This is a genomic window from Streptomyces sp. NPDC049040 (assembly GCF_043197715.1).
Classification (GTDB): Bacteria; Actinomycetota; Actinomycetes; order Streptomycetales; family Streptomycetaceae; genus Actinacidiphila.
This window is the reverse complement of sequence record NZ_JBICTO010000007.1, coordinates 77,767-93,629: the sequence shown is the minus strand read 5'-3', so window position 1 is coordinate 93,629 and position 15,863 is coordinate 77,767. Positions and strand designations below refer to the sequence as shown.

13 protein-coding genes are annotated in these 15,863 nt (G+C 70.8%); all 13 read right to left on the bottom strand.

Annotation, left to right across the window (positions count from 1 at the left end; translation table 11 throughout):
• Positions 1–166: 166 nt before the first annotated feature.
• The 13 genes from nuoN to ACGFMP_RS19775 are packed head-to-tail and all read right to left on the bottom strand — an operon-like array spanning position 167 to position 15,854.
• Positions 167–1,813 carry an NADH-quinone oxidoreductase subunit NuoN gene (nuoN, locus tag ACGFMP_RS19835; protein WP_393673925.1) on the bottom strand — a complete coding sequence of 549 codons (1,647 nt, stop codon included), beginning with the start codon at positions 1,811–1,813 and terminating at the stop codon, positions 167–169.
• Positions 1,810–3,405: an NADH-quinone oxidoreductase subunit M gene (locus ACGFMP_RS19830; protein WP_393673924.1), complete on the bottom strand. Its 1,596-nt coding sequence runs from the start codon at positions 3,403–3,405 to the stop codon at positions 1,810–1,812. The genes nuoN and ACGFMP_RS19830 overlap by 4 nt, the downstream gene beginning before the upstream one ends.
• A 2-nt stretch (positions 3,406–3,407) precedes the next feature.
• Entirely contained in the window at positions 3,408–5,312 is a 1,905-nt protein-coding gene (gene nuoL, locus ACGFMP_RS19825; protein ID WP_393673922.1) for an NADH-quinone oxidoreductase subunit L, read from the bottom strand.
• Positions 5,313–5,325: 13 nt separating this feature from the next.
• Positions 5,326–5,625, bottom strand: coding sequence for an NADH-quinone oxidoreductase subunit NuoK (gene nuoK, locus ACGFMP_RS19820; RefSeq protein ID WP_033177728.1), 300 nt, complete (start codon positions 5,623–5,625; stop codon positions 5,326–5,328).
• Positions 5,622–6,500, bottom strand: a complete 879-nt coding sequence (locus ACGFMP_RS19815; protein WP_393673920.1) for an NADH-quinone oxidoreductase subunit J — start codon at positions 6,498–6,500, stop codon at positions 5,622–5,624. The genes nuoK and ACGFMP_RS19815 overlap by 4 nt, the downstream gene beginning before the upstream one ends.
• Positions 6,497–7,141, bottom strand: coding sequence for an NADH-quinone oxidoreductase subunit NuoI (gene nuoI / locus ACGFMP_RS19810; protein ID WP_393673918.1), 645 nt, complete (start codon positions 7,139–7,141; stop codon positions 6,497–6,499). Before nuoI ends, ACGFMP_RS19815 begins: the two co-directional genes overlap by 4 nt.
• Positions 7,134–8,525 (bottom strand): NADH-quinone oxidoreductase subunit NuoH, encoded by a 1,392-nt coding sequence (gene nuoH, locus ACGFMP_RS19805; protein ID WP_393673916.1) that lies wholly within the window; start codon positions 8,523–8,525, stop codon positions 7,134–7,136. Before nuoH ends, nuoI begins: the two co-directional genes overlap by 8 nt.
• On the bottom strand, positions 8,522–11,047 hold the full coding sequence (locus tag ACGFMP_RS19800) for an NADH-quinone oxidoreductase subunit G (RefSeq protein ID WP_393673914.1): 2,526 nt from the start codon (positions 11,045–11,047) through the stop codon (positions 8,522–8,524). The genes nuoH and ACGFMP_RS19800 overlap by 4 nt, the downstream gene beginning before the upstream one ends.
• Positions 11,044–12,378, bottom strand: coding sequence for an NADH-quinone oxidoreductase subunit NuoF (nuoF, locus tag ACGFMP_RS19795; RefSeq protein ID WP_393673912.1), 1,335 nt, complete (start codon positions 12,376–12,378; stop codon positions 11,044–11,046). The genes ACGFMP_RS19800 and nuoF overlap by 4 nt, the downstream gene beginning before the upstream one ends.
• Positions 12,378–13,238, bottom strand: coding sequence for an NADH-quinone oxidoreductase subunit NuoE (gene nuoE, locus ACGFMP_RS19790; protein WP_393673911.1), 861 nt, complete (start codon positions 13,236–13,238; stop codon positions 12,378–12,380). Before nuoE ends, nuoF begins: the two co-directional genes overlap by 1 nt.
• Positions 13,235–14,572, bottom strand: a complete 1,338-nt coding sequence (locus ACGFMP_RS19785; RefSeq protein ID WP_393673909.1) for an NADH-quinone oxidoreductase subunit D — start codon at positions 14,570–14,572, stop codon at positions 13,235–13,237. Before ACGFMP_RS19785 ends, nuoE begins: the two co-directional genes overlap by 4 nt.
• Entirely contained in the window at positions 14,569–15,303 is a 735-nt protein-coding gene (locus ACGFMP_RS19780) for an NADH-quinone oxidoreductase subunit C (RefSeq protein ID WP_393673907.1), read from the bottom strand. The genes ACGFMP_RS19785 and ACGFMP_RS19780 overlap by 4 nt, the downstream gene beginning before the upstream one ends.
• Positions 15,300–15,854, bottom strand: a complete 555-nt coding sequence (locus tag ACGFMP_RS19775; protein WP_033177720.1) for an NADH-quinone oxidoreductase subunit B family protein — start codon at positions 15,852–15,854, stop codon at positions 15,300–15,302. Before ACGFMP_RS19775 ends, ACGFMP_RS19780 begins: the two co-directional genes overlap by 4 nt.
• Positions 15,855–15,863: the final 9 nt, after the last annotated feature.

The following is a 15,863-nucleotide window of genomic DNA, read 5'->3' as shown; positions in this document are numbered from 1 at the left end:
CGGGGGGGCCCCCCCCCCGGTGCCCCGCTCCCCCGGGGGCCCGGGGCCCCCCCCGGGCGGCCCGCCCCGGGGGGGGGGGGCCCCCCCCGGGGCCCCCCCCCCCCCCCCGCGGGGGGGGGGGGCCCCCCCCCCCCCCCCCCCGCGGCGCGTGGGTGGCCCGTAGGGGCTACCGGACGAAGACGCCCGCCTTGTCGGCGAGGTCGAGGAAGTACTGCGGCGCGAGGCCGAGCACGAGGGTCACCGCGACGCCAAGGGCGATCGCCGTGGATGTCATCGCGGACGGGACGGCGACGGTCGGGCCGTCGGGCTTGGGCTCGCTGAAGAACATCAGCACGATCACCCGGATGTAGAAGAAGGCCGCGATCGCCGACGAGATCACACCGACGATGACCAGCGGCATCGCCCCGCCCTGCGCGGCCGCGGTGAAGACCGCGAACTTCCCGGCGAAGCCGGACGTCAGCGGGATGCCGGCGAAGGCCAGCAGGAAGACCGCGAAGACCGCCGCGACCAGCGGCGAGCGGCGGCCCAGGCCCGCCCAGCGGGACAGGTGGGTGGCCTCGCCGCCCGCGTCGCGGACCAGGGTGACCACGGCGAAGGCGCCGAGCGTCACGAAGGAGTAGGCCGCGAGGTAGAACAGGACGGAGGAGACACCCGAAGGGGTCGTGGCGATGACGCCCGCGAGGATGAAGCCCGCGTGCGCGATCGACGAGTAGGCGAGCAGCCGCTTGACGTCGGTCTGGGTGACCGCGATGACCGCGCCGGCGAGCATCGTGATGATCGCGACGCCCCACATGACGGGCCGCCAGTCCCACCGCATGCCCGGCAGGACGACGTAGAGCAGCCGCAGCAGCGCGCCGAAGGCGGCGACCTTGGTGGCGGAGGCCATGAAGCCGGTGACCGGGGTGGGCGCGCCCTGGTAGACGTCGGGCGTCCACATGTGGAAGGGCACGGCGCCGACCTTGAACAGCAGGCCCATCGCGACCATCGCCAGGCCGATCAGCAGCAGCGCGTCGTTGCCGGTCGTGGAGGCGAGCGCCGGGGTCATCGGGGCGGTGCCGTCGATGACCGCGGAGATGCCGGAGTACGACACGGTGCCCGCGTAGCCGTAGAGCAGGGCGATGCCGAACAGCAGGAAGGCCGAGGAGAAGGCGCCGAGCAGGAAGTACTTGACGGCGGCTTCCTGGGACATCAGGCGGTTGCGGCGGGCCAGCGCGCAAAGGATGTACAGCGGCAGCGAGAAGACCTCGAGCGCCACGAAGAGCGTCAGCAGGTCGTTGGCCGCCGGGAAGATCAGCATGCCGCCGACGGCGAACATCAGCAGCGGGAAGACCTCGGTGCTGGTGAAGCCGGCCCGCACCGCCGCCTTCTCCTGGTCGCTGCCGGGCACCGCGGAGCCCTGGGCGGCGAAGGAGTCGACCTGGTTGCCGTGCGCGCGGGGGTCGAGCCTGCGCTCGGCGAAGGTGAAGACCGCCACGATCCCGACCAGCAGGATGGTGCCCTGGAGGAAGAGCGCGGGGCCGTCGACGGCCACCGCCCCCATCGCCGCGACGTGCGCCTTGGTGGTGCCGTAGCCCTTCTCGGCGAGGGCGATCACCGCGGCGAAGGCCGCCGCGAGTCCGACCACGGCGAGCACGGTCTGCGCGGTGTAGCGGGACCGCCTGGGCAGGAACGCCTCGACCAGCACGCCGAGTGCCGCGGCCCCGAAGACGACCAGGACCGGGGACAGCTGGGCGTACTCGATGTGCGGGGTGGGGAACTTGTCGGCGACTGGCGCCGCCGTTGTCCACAGGCTGTGGACGGAGGATGCGCTCACTTCTTCGCCTCCAGCGCGGGCTTGGGGTCGGTCTTGTGCACGTCGGAGAGCGTGTGGTGCACCGACGGGTTGACGATGTCGGTGACCGGCTTGGGGTAGACGCCCAGGAAGATCAGCAGGGCGATCAGCGGGGTGACCACCACCAGCTCACGCACCTTGAGGTCGGACATCCCCTCGATACCGGCCTTGACCGGGCCGGTCATGGTGCGCTGGTAGAGCACCAGCACGTAGAGGGCGGCCAGCACGATGCCCAGCGTCGCGACGATCCCCAGGACCGGGTAGCGGCTGAACGTGCCGACCAGGACCAGGAATTCGCTGACGAAGGGCGCGAGCCCCGGTAGCGACAGGGTGGCGAGGCCGCCGATCAGGAAGGTGCCGGCCAGCACGGGGGCGACCTTCTGCACCCCGCCGAAGTCCGCGATGAGCCGCGAACCGCGCCGGGTGATCAGGAAGCCGGCGACCAGCAGCAGGGCGGCCGTCGAGATGCCGTGGTTGACCATGTAGAGCGTCGCGCCGGACTGGCCCTGGCTGGTCATCGCGAAGATGCCCAGGATGATGAAGCCGAAGTGCGACACGGACGCGTAGGCGATCAGCCGCTTGATGTCCCGCTGGCCGACGGCGAGCAGGGCGCCGTAGATGATGCTGATCACCGCGAGCACCAGGATCACCGGGGTCGCCCACTTGGACGCCTCGGGGAAGAGCTGGAGGCAGAAGCGCAGCATCGCGAAGGTGCCGACCTTGTCGACGACCGCGGTGATCAGGACGGCGACCGGGGCGGTCGACTCGCCCATCGCGTTCGGCAGCCAGGTGTGCAGCGGCCACAGCGGGGCCTTCACCGCGAAGGCGAAGAAGAAGCCGAGGAAGAGCCAGCGCTCGGTCGAGGTCTCGATGTGCAGCTTGCCGCTGGCGCGGGCCGACAGGATCTCCTGGAGGGAGAAGGTGCCGGTGCCCAGCTGGTGCGCGGTCACGGTGTAGAGGCCGATGACCGCGGCCAGCATGATCAGACCGCCGGCCAGGTTGTAGAGCAGGAACTTGACCGCCGCGTACGACCGCTGGCGTGCCGCCTCCTCCTCGCCCGCCGCGTGCGCGCGGTCGCCGAAGCCGCCGATGAGGAAGTACACCGGGATGAGCATGGCTTCGAAGAAGATGTAGAAGAGGAAGACGTCGGTGGCCTCGAAGGAGAGCACCACCATCGCCTCGACCAGCAGGATCAGCGCGAAGAAGCCCTGGGTGGGCCGCCAGCGCCGGTTGGGGTCGGCGTCCTCGAGCGGGTCGGCGTCGTGCCAGCCGGCCAGCATCACGAACGGGATCAGCAGCGCGGTCAGCGCCACCATCACCGCCGCGATGCCGTCCACGCCCAGGTCGTAGCGCAGCCCGAAGTCCTTGATCCAGGCGTGCGACTCGGTCAGCTGGTAGCGGTCGCCGTCCGGGTCGAACCTGACCAGGACGACGGCTGCCAGCACCAGGGTCGCGAGCGAGAACAGCAGGGCCGTGTACTTGGCGGCGGCGCGCTGCGCCGCGGGGACCGCGGCGGTGACGACCGCGCCCACGGCGGGCAGGGCGGCGGTGACGGTGAGGAGGGGAAAGGACATGATCAGACCGCCCTCATGAGAAGAGTCGCGGCGACCAGCACCGCGGTGCCGCCGAGCATCGAGACGGCGTACGAACGCACGTAGCCGTTCTGGATCTTGCGGAGCCGGCCGGACAGGCCGCCGACCGAGGCGGCGGTGCCGTTGACGACGCCGTCGACCAGGGAGTGGTCGAGGTAGACGAGCGAGCGGGTGAGGTGCTCGCCGCCGCGGACCAGGACGACGTGGTTGAAGTCGTCCTGGAGCAGGTCGCGGCGGGCCGCCCTGGTCAGCAGCGAGCCGCGCGGCGCGACCGCGGGGACGGACCTGCGCCCGTACATCAGCCAGGCGAGGGCGACGCCGACGACCAGCACCACCATGGTGGCGACGGTGACCGTGCTCGCGCTGACCGGCGAGTCGCCCTCGGTGTGGCCGGTGACCGGCTCGAGCCAGTGCACGAAGCGCGAGTTGAGGGAGAAGAAGGCGCCGGCGAAGACCGAGCCGAAGGCCAGGATGATCATCGGGATGGTCATCGACTTCGGCGACTCGTGCGGGTGCGGCTCGTGGCCTTCCGCGTCCGGCTGCCAGCGCTTCTCGCCGAAGAAGGTCATCAGCATCACGCGGGTCATGTAGAAGGCGGTGATCGCGGCGCCCAGCAGTCCCGCGCCGCCCAGGATCCAGCCCTCGGTGCCGCCCTTGGCGAAGGCGGCCTCGATGATCTTGTCCTTGGAGAAGAAGCCGGACAGGCCGGGGAAGCCGATGATCGCCAGATAGCCGAGGCCGAAGGTGACGAAGGTGACCGGCATGTACTTGCGCAGGCCGCCGTAGCGGCGCATGTCCACCTCGTCGTTCATGCCGTGCATGACGGAACCGGCACCGAGGAAGAGGCCCGCCTTGAAGAAGCCGTGCGTGACCAGGTGCATGATCGCGAAGACGTAGCCGATGGGGCCGAGCCCCGCCGCCATGATCATGTAGCCGATCTGCGACATCGTCGAGCCGGCCAGCGCCTTCTTGATGTCGTCCTTCGCGCAACCGACGATCGCACCGAACAGCAGCGTGACCGCGCCGACGGTGACCACCGCGGTCTGCGCGTCGGGCGCCGCGTTGAAGATCGCGCCCGAGCGGGTGATGAGGTAGACGCCCGCGGTCACCATCGTCGCCGCGTGGATGAGGGCCGAGACCGGGGTCGGGCCCTCCATCGCGTCGCCGAGCCAGGACTGCAGCGGCACCTGCGCCGACTTGCCGCACGCGGCCAGCAGCAGCATGAAGCCGATGCCGGTGACGGTGGCGTGCTGCGTGGTGGACGCCTGCTGCGCCTGCGGCAGCACCTGGTTGAAGGCGAAGGAGCCGAAGGTGGTGAACATCAGCATGATCGCCACCGACAGGCCGATGTCGCCGACCCGGTTGACGATGAAGGCCTTCTTCGCCGCGGTCGCCGCGCTCGGCTTGTGCTGCCAGAAGCCGATCAGCAGGTACGACGCCAGGCCGACACCCTCCCAGCCGGCGTACAGCAGGAAGTAGTTGTCGGCCACGACCAGCAGGAGCATCGCCGCGAGGAAGAGGTTGAGGTAGCCGAAGAAGCGGCGGCGGCGCTCGTCGTGCGCCATGTAGCCGATCGAGTAGATGTGGATCAGAGTGCCCACACCGGTGATCAGCAGCACGAACGTCATCGACAGCTGGTCGAGCTGGAAGCCGACGTCGGCCTGGAAGCCGTCGACGGGCACCCAGGTGAACAGGTGCGAGTTCAGGGTCCGCGCCTCGGCGTCCTTGCCCAGCATGTCGGAGAACAGGACCACGCCGAACACGAAGGACAGCAGCGCCAGCAGCGTGCCGAGCCAGTGGCCGACGCGGTCCAGCCGCCTGCCGCCGGTCAGCAGCACGCCGGCGCCGAGCAGCGGCGCCGCGACGAGCAGTCCGATCAGGGTTTCCACTGTCGCAGCCCCTCTACAGCTTCATGAGATTGGCGTCGTCGACCGAGGCCGAGTGGCGGGAACGGAAGATCGACACGATGATCGCGAGCCCGACCACGACCTCGGCAGCGGCCACGACCATCGTGAAGAACGCGATGACCTGCCCGTCGAGGTTGCCGTGCAGCCGGGAGAAGGTGACGAACGCCAGGTTGCAGGCGTTCAGCATCAGCTCGACGCACATGAAGACGACGATCGCGTTGCGCCGGATCAGTACACCTGCGGCGCCGATGGTGAACAGCAGCGCCGACAGGTAAAGGTAGTTGGCCGGATTCACTTGGCACCCTCCTCGGCCCGGTCGTTGTCCCCGGTCCGCTCGGACGACTCGACCCCGGGGCGGTCGGCCGCACGGCCGAGCCACCGCTCCGAGCTCTGCTCCAGGTCGGCGAGCCGCCGCATGGCGTCCCCCGACACGTCGCGGATCTGGCCGCGGTCGCGCAGCGTGGAGCTGACCGACAGTTCGGAGATGGTGCCGTCGGGCAGCAGCGCCGGGATGTCCACCGCGTTGTGCCGGGCGTAGGTGCCGGGCGCGGGCAGCGGGGTGACCTGGCGGCCCTCGCGCACCCTGGCCTCGGACAGCTCGCGCTGCGTGCGGCGCTCCTCGGTGCGCTCCCGGTGGGTGAGGACCATCGCGCCGACGGCCGCGGTGATCAGCAGCGCGCCGGTGATCTCGAAGGCCCACACGTACTTGGTGAACAGCAGGTGCGCCAGACCCTGGACGTTGCCGCCGTCGGCGGTGTTGGCCTGCCCGAGGCCGGTGAAGGTGTGCAGCGAGGCGTTGGCGATGCCGGCGATCAGCAGGACGCCGAAGCCGAGCCCGCACACCGCCGCCATGATGCGCTGGCCCTTGAGGGTCTCCTTGAGGGAGTCCGCCGCGGTGATGCCGACCAGCATGACCACGAAGAGGAACAGCATCATGATCGCGCCGGTGTAGACGACGATCTGGACGACGCCCAGGAAGTAGGCGCCCTGGGCCAGGTAGAAGACCGCCAGGATGATCATCGTGCCGGCCAGCGACAGGGCGCTGTGGATGGACTTCTTCATCAGGACCGTGCCCAGGGCGCCGAGCACGGCGACCGTGCCCAGGATCCAGAACTGCACGGCCTCACCTGTGGAGGTCTGCGAGGCGGCGGCGGCCGCGAGCGGCATCATGCCTCGGCCCCCGTTCCCGCCGGAGCCGAACCGCCGGGGGCGGTGATCCCGGCGTCCCCGGCGTCGGCGTCGGCCACCGTCTCGTCGGGCTTCTCGCCCTTGGAGACGGCCACCTGCCGTTCGGTGCCGGGCGCGGCCTCGGTGACCAGGCCGCGGTAGTAGTCGCCCTCGTCCATGCCGGGGAAGATCGAGTGCGGCGACTCGACCATGCCCTCCTCGAGGCCCGCCAGCAGCTGCTCCTTGGTGAAGATCAGCGACTCGCGGGTGCTGTCGGCGAGTTCGTACTCGTTGGTCATCGTCAGCGCGCGGGTCGGGCACGCCTCGATGCACAGCCCGCACAGGATGCAGCGGGCGTAGTTGATCTGGTAGACGCGGCCGTAGCGCTCCCCCGGGGAGTAGCGCTCCTCCTCGGTGTTGTCCGCGCCCTCCACGTAGATGGCGTCCGCCGGGCAGGCCCACGCGCACAGCTCGCAGCCGACGCACTTCTCCAGCCCGTCCGGGTGCCGGTTGAGCTGGTGCCGGCCGTGGAAACGCGGCGCGGTGGGCTTCTTGTACTCGGGGTACTGCTCGGTGAGCCGCTTCTTGAACATGGCCTTGAAGGTCACGCCGAAGCCTGCGACCGGGCCGAGGAACTCAGGCATCGCCGTCCTCCTGCTTCTCCTGCTCCGGGGCGTCCTGGCCGGATGCGCCGACGAGTTGGGGCTCCGCCCGGCTGGGGCGGCGCGGCACCCGCTGCACCTGCTGCCCTGGCAGCGGCGGTACGGGGTAGCCGCCGGCCATCGGGTCGAATGTCGCAGGCGGGGCGAGGGGTCCGCCCTCGGCCGCCTTCTCCTTGTCCTCGCGGTCCCTGAACAGGTCCGCGAGCAGCGAGATCAGCAGCAGCACCAGCACCGCGCCCGCGATGTACAGCACGATCTTGGTGAAGTCGTAGTCCTCGTTGCGCATCGCCCGGACCGCGGCCACCAGCATCAGCCAGACCATCGAGATCGGGATGAGGACCTTCCAGCCGAGCTTCATCAGCTGGTCGTAGCGCACCCGGGGCAGGGTGCCGCGCAGCCAGATGAAGAAGAACAGCAGCAGCTGGACCTTGACCACGAACCAGAGCATCGGCCACCAGCCGTGGTTCGCGCCCTCCCAGAAGGTGCTGATCGGCCAGGGTGCCCGCCAGCCGCCGAGGAAGAGGGTCGTCGCGACCGCCGAGACGGTCACCATGTTGACGTACTCGGCGAGCATGAACAGCGCGAACTTGATCGAGCTGTACTCGGTGTTGAAGCCGCCGACGAGGTCGCCCTCGGACTCGGGCATGTCGAAGGGGGCGCGGTTGGTCTCGCCGATCATCGTGCAGACGTAGACCAGGAACGACACCGGCAGCAGGATCACGTACCAGCGGTCGTGCTGGGCGCTGACGATGGTCGAGGTCGACATCGAGCCGGAGTAGAGGAAGACCGCGGCGAAGGACAGGCCCATCGCGATCTCGTACGAGATCATCTGGGCCGACGCGCGCAGGCCGCCGAGCAGCGGGTACGTCGAGCCCGACGACCAGCCGGCGAGCACGATGCCGTAGATGCCGACCGAGGCGGTCGCCAGGATGTAGAGGATGCCGATCGGCAGGTCGGTCAGCTGGAGCGCGGTGCGCTGCCCGAAGATGGAGACCTGGTTGTCGGCGGGGCCGAAGGGCACCACCGCGAAGGCCATGAAGGCGGGGATCGCCGCCACGATCGGGGCGAGGACGAACACCACCTTGTCGGCCCGCTTGACGGTGATGTCCTCCTTGAGCATCAGCTTCACACCGTCGGCGAGCGACTGGAGCATGCCCCAGGGCCCGTGCCGGTTGGGGCCGATGCGCAGCTGCATCCAGGCGACGACCTTGCGCTCCCACACGATGGAGAACAGCACGGTCAGCATCGCGAAGGCGAAGCAGAAGACGGCCTTGAGGAGGATCAGCCACCAGACGTCGTTGCCGAAGAACGACAGGTTCTCCGTGGTGGCGGCCAGCTGGCTGCCGCCGGCGAACTGAGCGCTCATGAGGACGCCTCCGCAGTCTTCTCGGCCGCAGTGGAGATCGCGACGACCTGGCCCGGGCGGGCTCCGACATCGGACGCCACGCCGGTGCCCGTCGAGTTGAGCGGGAGCCAGACCACGCGGTCCGGCATCGGGGTGACGGCGAGCGGCAGCGTGGTGGCGCCCGCGGGTCCTGTGACGGTGAGCGGGGCGCCGTCCTCGGCGCCGACCTCCGCGGCGGTCGCCGGGGACAGCCGGGCCACCGCCGCGTGGCGGGTGGCGGCCAGCGCCTCGTCGCCGTCCTGGAGCCGGCCCTGGTCGAGCAGCAGCCGGTGGCCCGCGAGGACCGCCTGACCGGACTCGGGGCGGGGCAGCGGCACCGAGGACTCCAGCGGCGCGGGCGCCCAGGAGCCCGACCACCCGGCGAGGCGGTCGAGTTCGGCGCGCGCGGACCGTACGTCCGACAGGCCGAGCTTCACGTCGAGGGCGTCGGCCAGCATGGTCAGCACCCGGGCGTCGGGCAGCTGGTGCCTGTTGGTGGCCTGGTCGGGCTTGATGGCGGCCTCGAACATCCGCACCCTGCCCTCCCAGTTGAGGAAGGTGCCGGACTTCTCGGCGACCACGGCCACCGGCAGCACCACGTCGGCGCGGTCGGTGACCTCGCTCGGCCGCTGCTCGAGGCTGACGACGAAGCCGACCGCGTCCAGGGCCGCGCGGGCGCGGGCCGGGTCGGGCAGGTCGGCGATCTCGACGCCGCCGACGAGCAGCGCGCCCAGTTCGCCGGTCGCGGCCGCCTCCAGGATCTCGGAGGTGTCCCGGCCGAAGCGGCCCGGCAGCGTGGGCAGTCCCCACACCCGCGACACCTCGTCGCGGGCCCGCGGGTCGGTGACCGGGCGTCCGCCGGGCAGCAGTCCGGGCAGCGCGCCGGCCTCGACCGCGCCGCGCTCGCCGGCCCGGCGCGGGATCCATGCCAGGGTGGCGCCGGTGGCGGTGGCCAGCCGGATCGCCGCGGTGAGCGCCCCGGCCACGGCGGCGAGCCGCTCGCCGACCAGGATGACGGCGCCTTCCGCACGCAGCGCGTCGGCGGCCTGCCGTCCCGCCTCGTCCAGGCCGACTCCGCCGGCCAGCGCGTCCATCCAGTCCGGTTCCGTGCCGGGCGCGGCCGGCAGCAGGATGCCGCCCGCCTTGTCCAGGCCGCGGGTGGTGTGGGTGGCGAGCGCGTACGTCTGCTGCTTGCGCTTGCGGTGCGCCTTGCGGAGCCGCAGGAAGACCCCGGGGGCCTCCTCCTCGGCTTCGAGCCCGGCGAGCAGGACCGCGGGGGCGGCCTCCAGGCGGGCGTTGGTCAGGCCCGATGCCGCCCGGCCCGCGCCCTGCGGGTCGTCCCCGAGGTCGAGGCCGCGCCCGGCGACCGCCGCGGCCAGGAAGTCGGCCTCCTCCGCGGAGTGCGCGCGGGCCCTGAAGTCCACGTCGTTGGTGCCGAGCACGACCCGGGCGAACTTGCTGTACGCGTAGGCGTCCTCGACGGTGAGCCGCCCGCCGGGCAGTACGGCGGCCCGGCCGTGCGCCGCGGTCAGCCCGGCCGCGGCGGCGGCGAGCGCCTCGGGCCAGGACGCGGCGACCAGGTCACCGTCGGCGTTGCGGACCAGCGGGTGGGTCAGCCGGTCGGGGCGCTGGGCGTAGCGGAAGCCGAAGCGGCCCTTGTCGCACAGCCACTCCTCGTTGACCTCGGGGTCGTTGGCTGCGAGCCGCCGCATGACCTTGCCGCGCCGGTGGTCGGTGCGGGTGGCGCAGCCGCCGGCGCAGTGCTCGCACACCGAGGGCGACGACACCAGGTCGAAGGGCCGGGACCGGAAGCGGTAGGCGGCCGAGGTCAGCGCGCCGACCGGGCAGATCTGGATGGTGTTGCCGGAGAAGTACGACTCGAACGGGTCGCCCTCGCCGGTGCCGACCTGCTGGAGGGCGCCGCGCTCCAGCAGCTCGATCATCGGGTCGCCCGCCACCTGGTTGCTGAACCGGGTGCAGCGCGCGCACAGCACGCACCGCTCGCGGTCGAGCAGTACCTGCGCCGAGACCGGCACCGGCTTGGCGAAGGTGCGCTTCCTGCCCTCGAAGCGGGTGTCGGGGTCGCCGACCTGCATCGCCTGGTTCTGCAGCGGGCACTCGCCGCCCTTGTCGCACACCGGGCAGTCCAGCGGGTGGTTGATCAGCAGCAGCTCCATCACCCCGCGCTGCGCCTTCTCGGCGACCGGCGAGGACAGCTGGGTGCGGACGACCATGCCGTCGGTGCAGGTGATGGTGCAGGACGCGACCGGCTTGCGCTGGCCCTCGACCTCGACGATGCACTGCCGGCAGGCGCCGACCGGGTCGAGCAGCGGGTGGTCGCAGAACCGGGGGATCTCGATGCCGAGCATCTCCGCGGCCCTGATCACCAGGGTGCCCTTGGGCACCGAGACGGGGATGCCGTCGACGGTGACGGAGACCAGGTCCTCCGGCGGCACCGCGGGCTGGCCCGCGCCGGAGGACGCACTGCTTGTGGTGACGGTCACGCGTGGGCCTCCGTACGGTACTTGTCGGCCCAGGCGGTGGAGCGGGCCGGGTCGAAGGGGCAGCCCCCGCGCTCGATGTGCTCCTCGTACTCCTCGCGGAAGTAGGTGAGCGAGGAGAAGATCGGGGCGGCCGCGCCGTCGCCGAGCGCGCAGAAGGACTTGCCGTTGATGTTGTCGGCGATGTCGTTCAGCTTGTCCAGGTCCTCGAGACGGCCCTTGCCCGCCTCGATGTCGCGGAGCAGCTGCACCAGCCAGTAGGTGCCTTCGCGGCAGGGCGTGCACTTGCCGCACGACTCGTGGGCGTAGAACTCGGTCCACCGGGTGACCGCGCGCACCACGCAGGTGGTCTCGTCGAAGCACTGGAGTGCCTTGGTGCCGAGCATCGAGCCGGCGGCGCCGACGCCCTCGTAGTCCAGGGGTACGTCCAGGTGCTCGTCGGTGAACATCGGGGTGGACGAGCCGCCGGGGGTCCAGAACTTGAGCCGGTGGCCCGGGCGCATCCCGCCGCCCATGTCGAGCAGTTGCCGCAGGGTGATGCCGAGCGGGGCCTCGTACTGCCCGGGGCGGGCGACGTGGCCGGACAGCGAGTAGAGCGTGAAGCCCGGGGACTTCTCGCTGCCCATCGACTTGAACCAGTCCTTGCCGCGCTGCATGATCGCGGGAACCGACGCGATGGACTCGACGTTGTTCACCACGGTGGGGCAGGCGTAGAGCCCCTCGACGGCGGGGAAGGGCGGCCGCAGCCTCGGCTGGCCGCGACGGCCCTCCAGGGAGTCCAGCAGCGCGGTCTCCTCACCGCAGATGTAGGCGCCGGCGCCGGCGTGGACGGTGATGTCCAGGTCGAAGCCGCTGCCCTGGATGTCGGTGCCCAGGTAGCCGGCCGCGTAGGCCTCGCGGACGGCTTCGTGCAGCCGGCGCAGCACCGGGACGGTCTCACCGCGGAGGTAGATGAAGGCGTGGTGCGAGCGGATCGCGTAGCACGCGATGATCATGCCCTCGATGAGCGAGTGCGGGTTGGCGAAGAGCAGCGGGATGTCCTTGCAGGTGCCCGGCTCGGACTCGTCCGCGTTGACCACCAGGTAGTGCGGCTTGCCGTCGCCCTGCGGGATGAACTGCCACTTCATGCCGGTGGGGAAGCCCGCGCCGCCGCGGCCGCGCAGGCCGGAGTCCTTGACGTAGGCGATCACGTCGTCGGGGGCCATCGCGAAGGCCTTGGTCAGGCCCTCGTAGCCGTCGTGCCTGCGGTAGGTCTCCAGCGTCCACGAGCGCGGGTCGTCCCAGAAGGCGGACAGTACGGGCGCGAGCAGCTTCTCGGCCGGTTCCACGGTCATCACTCGCCCTCCTCCTCTGTGGCGTTGTCGGCGACCGGGTCCGCGGGGTGGGCCGGGTCGGACTCGGCCGTCTGCCGGGGCGCGTCGTGCGAGCTTGCGTGCTCGGCGGGTGAGGGAGCGGAGAACGAACCGCCGTCCTCGCTGGGGGATTCGGCGCGCTGGCCGACCACCCGGGCCGGGGCCTCGCCGCGGTGCAGCCGCAGGCCGGCGAGCGACGCGGCTCCCGCGCCGCCGCTGGCCTCGACCGCGCCTTCGCGGGTGTCGGGGAAGCCGGCCAGGATGCGGGCGGTCTCCTTGTACGTGCACAGCGGCGCGCCCCGGGTGGGGCGCACCTCGCGGCCGGCGATCAGGTCGTCGACCAGCTGCTTGGCGGAGTCGGGGGTCTGGTTGTCGAAGAACTCCCAGTTGACCATCACCACAGGGGCGAAGTCGCAGGCCGCGTTGCACTCGATGTGTTCGAGGGTGACCTTGCCGTCCGCGGTCGTCTCGTCGTTGCCGACGCCGAGGTGCTGCTTGAGCTCGTCGAAGATGGCGTCGCCGCCCATCACCGCGCACAGCGTGTTGGTGCAGACCCCGACCTGGTAGTCGCCGCTCGGCTTGCGGCGGTACATGGTGTAGAAGGTCGACACCGCGGTGACCTCCGCGGTGGTCAGGTCCAGCATCTCGGCGCAGAAGCGGATGCCGGTGCGGGTGACGTGGCCCTCCTCCGACTGCACCAGGTGCAGCAGCGGCAGCAGCGCGCTGCGCGATCCGGGGTAGCGGGCGATCACCTCCCGGGCGTCGCTCTCCAGCCGGGCGCGCACGTCGGCCGGGTAGTCGGGCGCGGGCATCTGCGGGATGCCCAGTGACACGTCGGTCATCGGTCGACGCCTCCCATCACGGGGTCGATGGACGCCACCGCGACGATGACGTCGGCGAGCTGGCCGCCCTCGCACATCGCCGCCATGGACTGCAGATTGGTGAAGGACGGGTCGCGGAAGTGCACCCGGTAGGGGCGGGTGCCGCCGTCGCTGACGGCGTGCACGCCCAGTTCGCCCTTCGCGGACTCCACCGCCGCGTAGGCCTGCCCCGCCGGCACCCTGAAGCCCTCGGTGACCAGCTTGAAGTGGTGGATCAGGGCCTCCATCGAGGTGCCCATGATCTTCTTGATGTGGTCCAGGCTGTTGCCCATGCCGTCCGGGCCGAGCGCGAGCTGCGCGGGCCAGGCGATCTTCTTGTCCTCGACCATGACGGGTCCAGGCGCGAGCCGGTCCAGGCACTGCTCGATGATCCGCAGGCTCTCGTGCATCTCGGCCAGCCGGACCAGGAAGCGCCCGTAGGAGTCGCAGCTGTCGGCGGTCGGCACCTCGAAGTCGTAGGTCTCGTAGCCGCAGTAGGGGTCGGACTTGCGCAGGTCGTGCGGCAGTCCCGCGGCGCGCAGGATCGGGCCGGTGGCGCCGAGCGCCATGCAGCCGGTCAGGTCCAGGTAGCCGACGTCCTGCATCCGGCCCTTGAAGATCGGGTTGCCGGTGGCGAGCTTGTCGTACTCGGGGAGGTTCTTGCGGAAGGTCTTCACGAACTCCCGCACCTGGTCCATCGCGCCGGGCGGCAGGTCTTGGGCGAGGCCGCCGACCCGGACGTAGGCGTGGTTCATCCGGAGCCCGGTGATCAGCTCCAGGATGTCCAGGATCAGCTCCCGGTCCCGGAAGCCGTAGATCATGATCGTGGTGGCGCCCAGCTCCATGCCGCCGGTGGCGATGCACACCAGGTGCGAGGAGATCCGGTTGAGCTCCATCAGCAGCACCCGGATGACGGTCGCCCGGTCCGGCACCTGGTCGGTGATGCCGAGCAGCTTCTCGACGGCCAGGCAGTACGCGGTCTCGTTGAACAGCGGCGTCAGGTAGTCCATCCGCGTCACGAAGGTGGAGCCCTGGACCCAGGTCCTGTACTCCATGTTCTTCTCGATGCCGGTGTGCAGGTAGCCGATGCCGGACCGCGCCTCGGTGACCGTCTCGCCGTCGATCTCCAGGATCAGCCGGAGCACTCCATGGGTGGAGGGGTGCTGCGGACCCATGTTGACGATGATGCGCTCGTCGTCGGATTTGCCGACGGTGTCGGCCAGCTCGTCCCAGTCGCCGCCGGTGACGGTGAAGACCCGGCCCTCGGTGGTCTCGCGCTCCTCGGCCTGCTGGGGGGACGCGTATCCGTTCGTCATGAGTACGACCTCCGCTGGTCGGGAGCCGGGATCTGGGCACCCTTGTACTCGACGGGGATGCCGCCGAGCGGGTAGTCCTTGCGCTGCGGGTGGCCGGGCCAGTCGTCCGGCATCATGATCCGGGTGAGCGCCGGGTGGCCGTCGAAGACGATGCCGAAGAAGTCGAAGGTCTCGCGCTCGTGCCAGTCGTTGGTGGGGTAGACGCTCACCAGTGACGGCACGTGCGGGTCGCTGTCGGGGACGCCGACCTCCAGGCGGATCAGCCGCCCGTGGGTGAGCGACCTGAGGTGGTAGACGGCGTGCAGCTCGCGGCCCTCGTCGCCCGGGTAGTGCACCCCGCTGACGCCGGTGCACAGCTCGAAGCGCAGTGCCGGGTCGTCGCGCAGCGTGCGGGCGACCCGCAGCAGGTGCTCGCGGGCGATGTGGAAGGTCAGCTCGCCGCGGTCCACGACGGTCTTCTCGATCGCCTCGGCCGGCGGCAGGCCCTGCTCGTCGAGGGCGCCCTCCAGCTCGTCGGCGATCTCGTCGAAGACGCCGTCCTTGCCGCCGTAGGGCCGCGAACTGGCGCCGGGCAGCCGGACGGTGCGGACCAGACCGCCGTATCCGGAGGTGTCGCCGCCGTTGTTCGCGCCGAACATGCCCTTGCGGACGCCGATGACCTCGCCCGGCGCCTGCTCGCGCGGGGCGGGGACGCTGCCGTGGCCACCATCGGACCCGTTCTGCTCGGTCATCGCAGGAGCCCCTTCATCTCGATCGTGGGGAGCGCCTTGCGGGCCGCTTCCTCCGCCTCGCGGGCGGCCTCCTCGCGGTTCACGCCGAGCTTGCCGCCCTGGATCTTCTCGTGCAGCTTGAGGATCGCGTCGAGCAGCATCTCGGGGCGCGGCGGGCAGCCGGGCAGGTAGATGTCGACCGGCACGATGTGGTCGACGCCCTGCACGATGGCGTAGTTGTTGAACATCCCGCCGCTCGATGCGCAGACGCCCATCGAGATGACCCACTTCGGATTCGGCATCTGGTCGTAGACCTGCCGGAGCACGGGCGCCATCTTCTGGCTCACCCGGCCGGCGACGATCATCAGGTCGGCCTGCCGCGGCGAACCGCGGAAGACCTCCATGCCGAACCTGGCCATGTCGTAGCGCCCGGCACCGGTGGTCATCATCTCGATGGCGCAGCAGGCGAGGCCGAAGGTGGCCGGGAAGACCGACGCCTTACGTACCCAGCCCGCCGCGGTCTCCACCGTCGTGAGCAGGAATCCGCTCGGCAGTTTCTCTTCGATACCCATGCGTTGGCT

Coding starts and splice junctions, on each gene's coding strand:
- ACGFMP_RS19830 (WP_393673924.1), bottom strand. CDS start 3,405: ATGTCCTTTCCCCTCCTCACCGTCACCGCCGCCCTGCCCGCCGTGGGC.
- ACGFMP_RS19815 (WP_393673920.1), bottom strand. CDS start 6,500: ATGATGCCGCTCGCGGCCGCCGCCGCCTCGCAGACCTCCACAGGTGAG.
- nuoI (WP_393673918.1), bottom strand. CDS start 7,141: ATGCCTGAGTTCCTCGGCCCGGTCGCAGGCTTCGGCGTGACCTTCAAG.
- nuoH (WP_393673916.1), bottom strand. CDS start 8,525: ATGAGCGCTCAGTTCGCCGGCGGCAGCCAGCTGGCCGCCACCACGGAG.
- nuoF (WP_393673912.1), bottom strand. CDS start 12,378: ATGACCGTGGAACCGGCCGAGAAGCTGCTCGCGCCCGTACTGTCCGCC.
- nuoE (WP_393673911.1), bottom strand. CDS start 13,238: ATGACCGACGTGTCACTGGGCATCCCGCAGATGCCCGCGCCCGACTAC.
- ACGFMP_RS19785 (WP_393673909.1), bottom strand. CDS start 14,572: ATGACGAACGGATACGCGTCCCCCCAGCAGGCCGAGGAGCGCGAGACC.
- ACGFMP_RS19780 (WP_393673907.1), bottom strand. CDS start 15,303: ATGACCGAGCAGAACGGGTCCGATGGTGGCCACGGCAGCGTCCCCGCC.
- ACGFMP_RS19775 (WP_033177720.1), bottom strand. CDS start 15,854: ATGGGTATCGAAGAGAAACTGCCGAGCGGATTCCTGCTCACGACGGTG.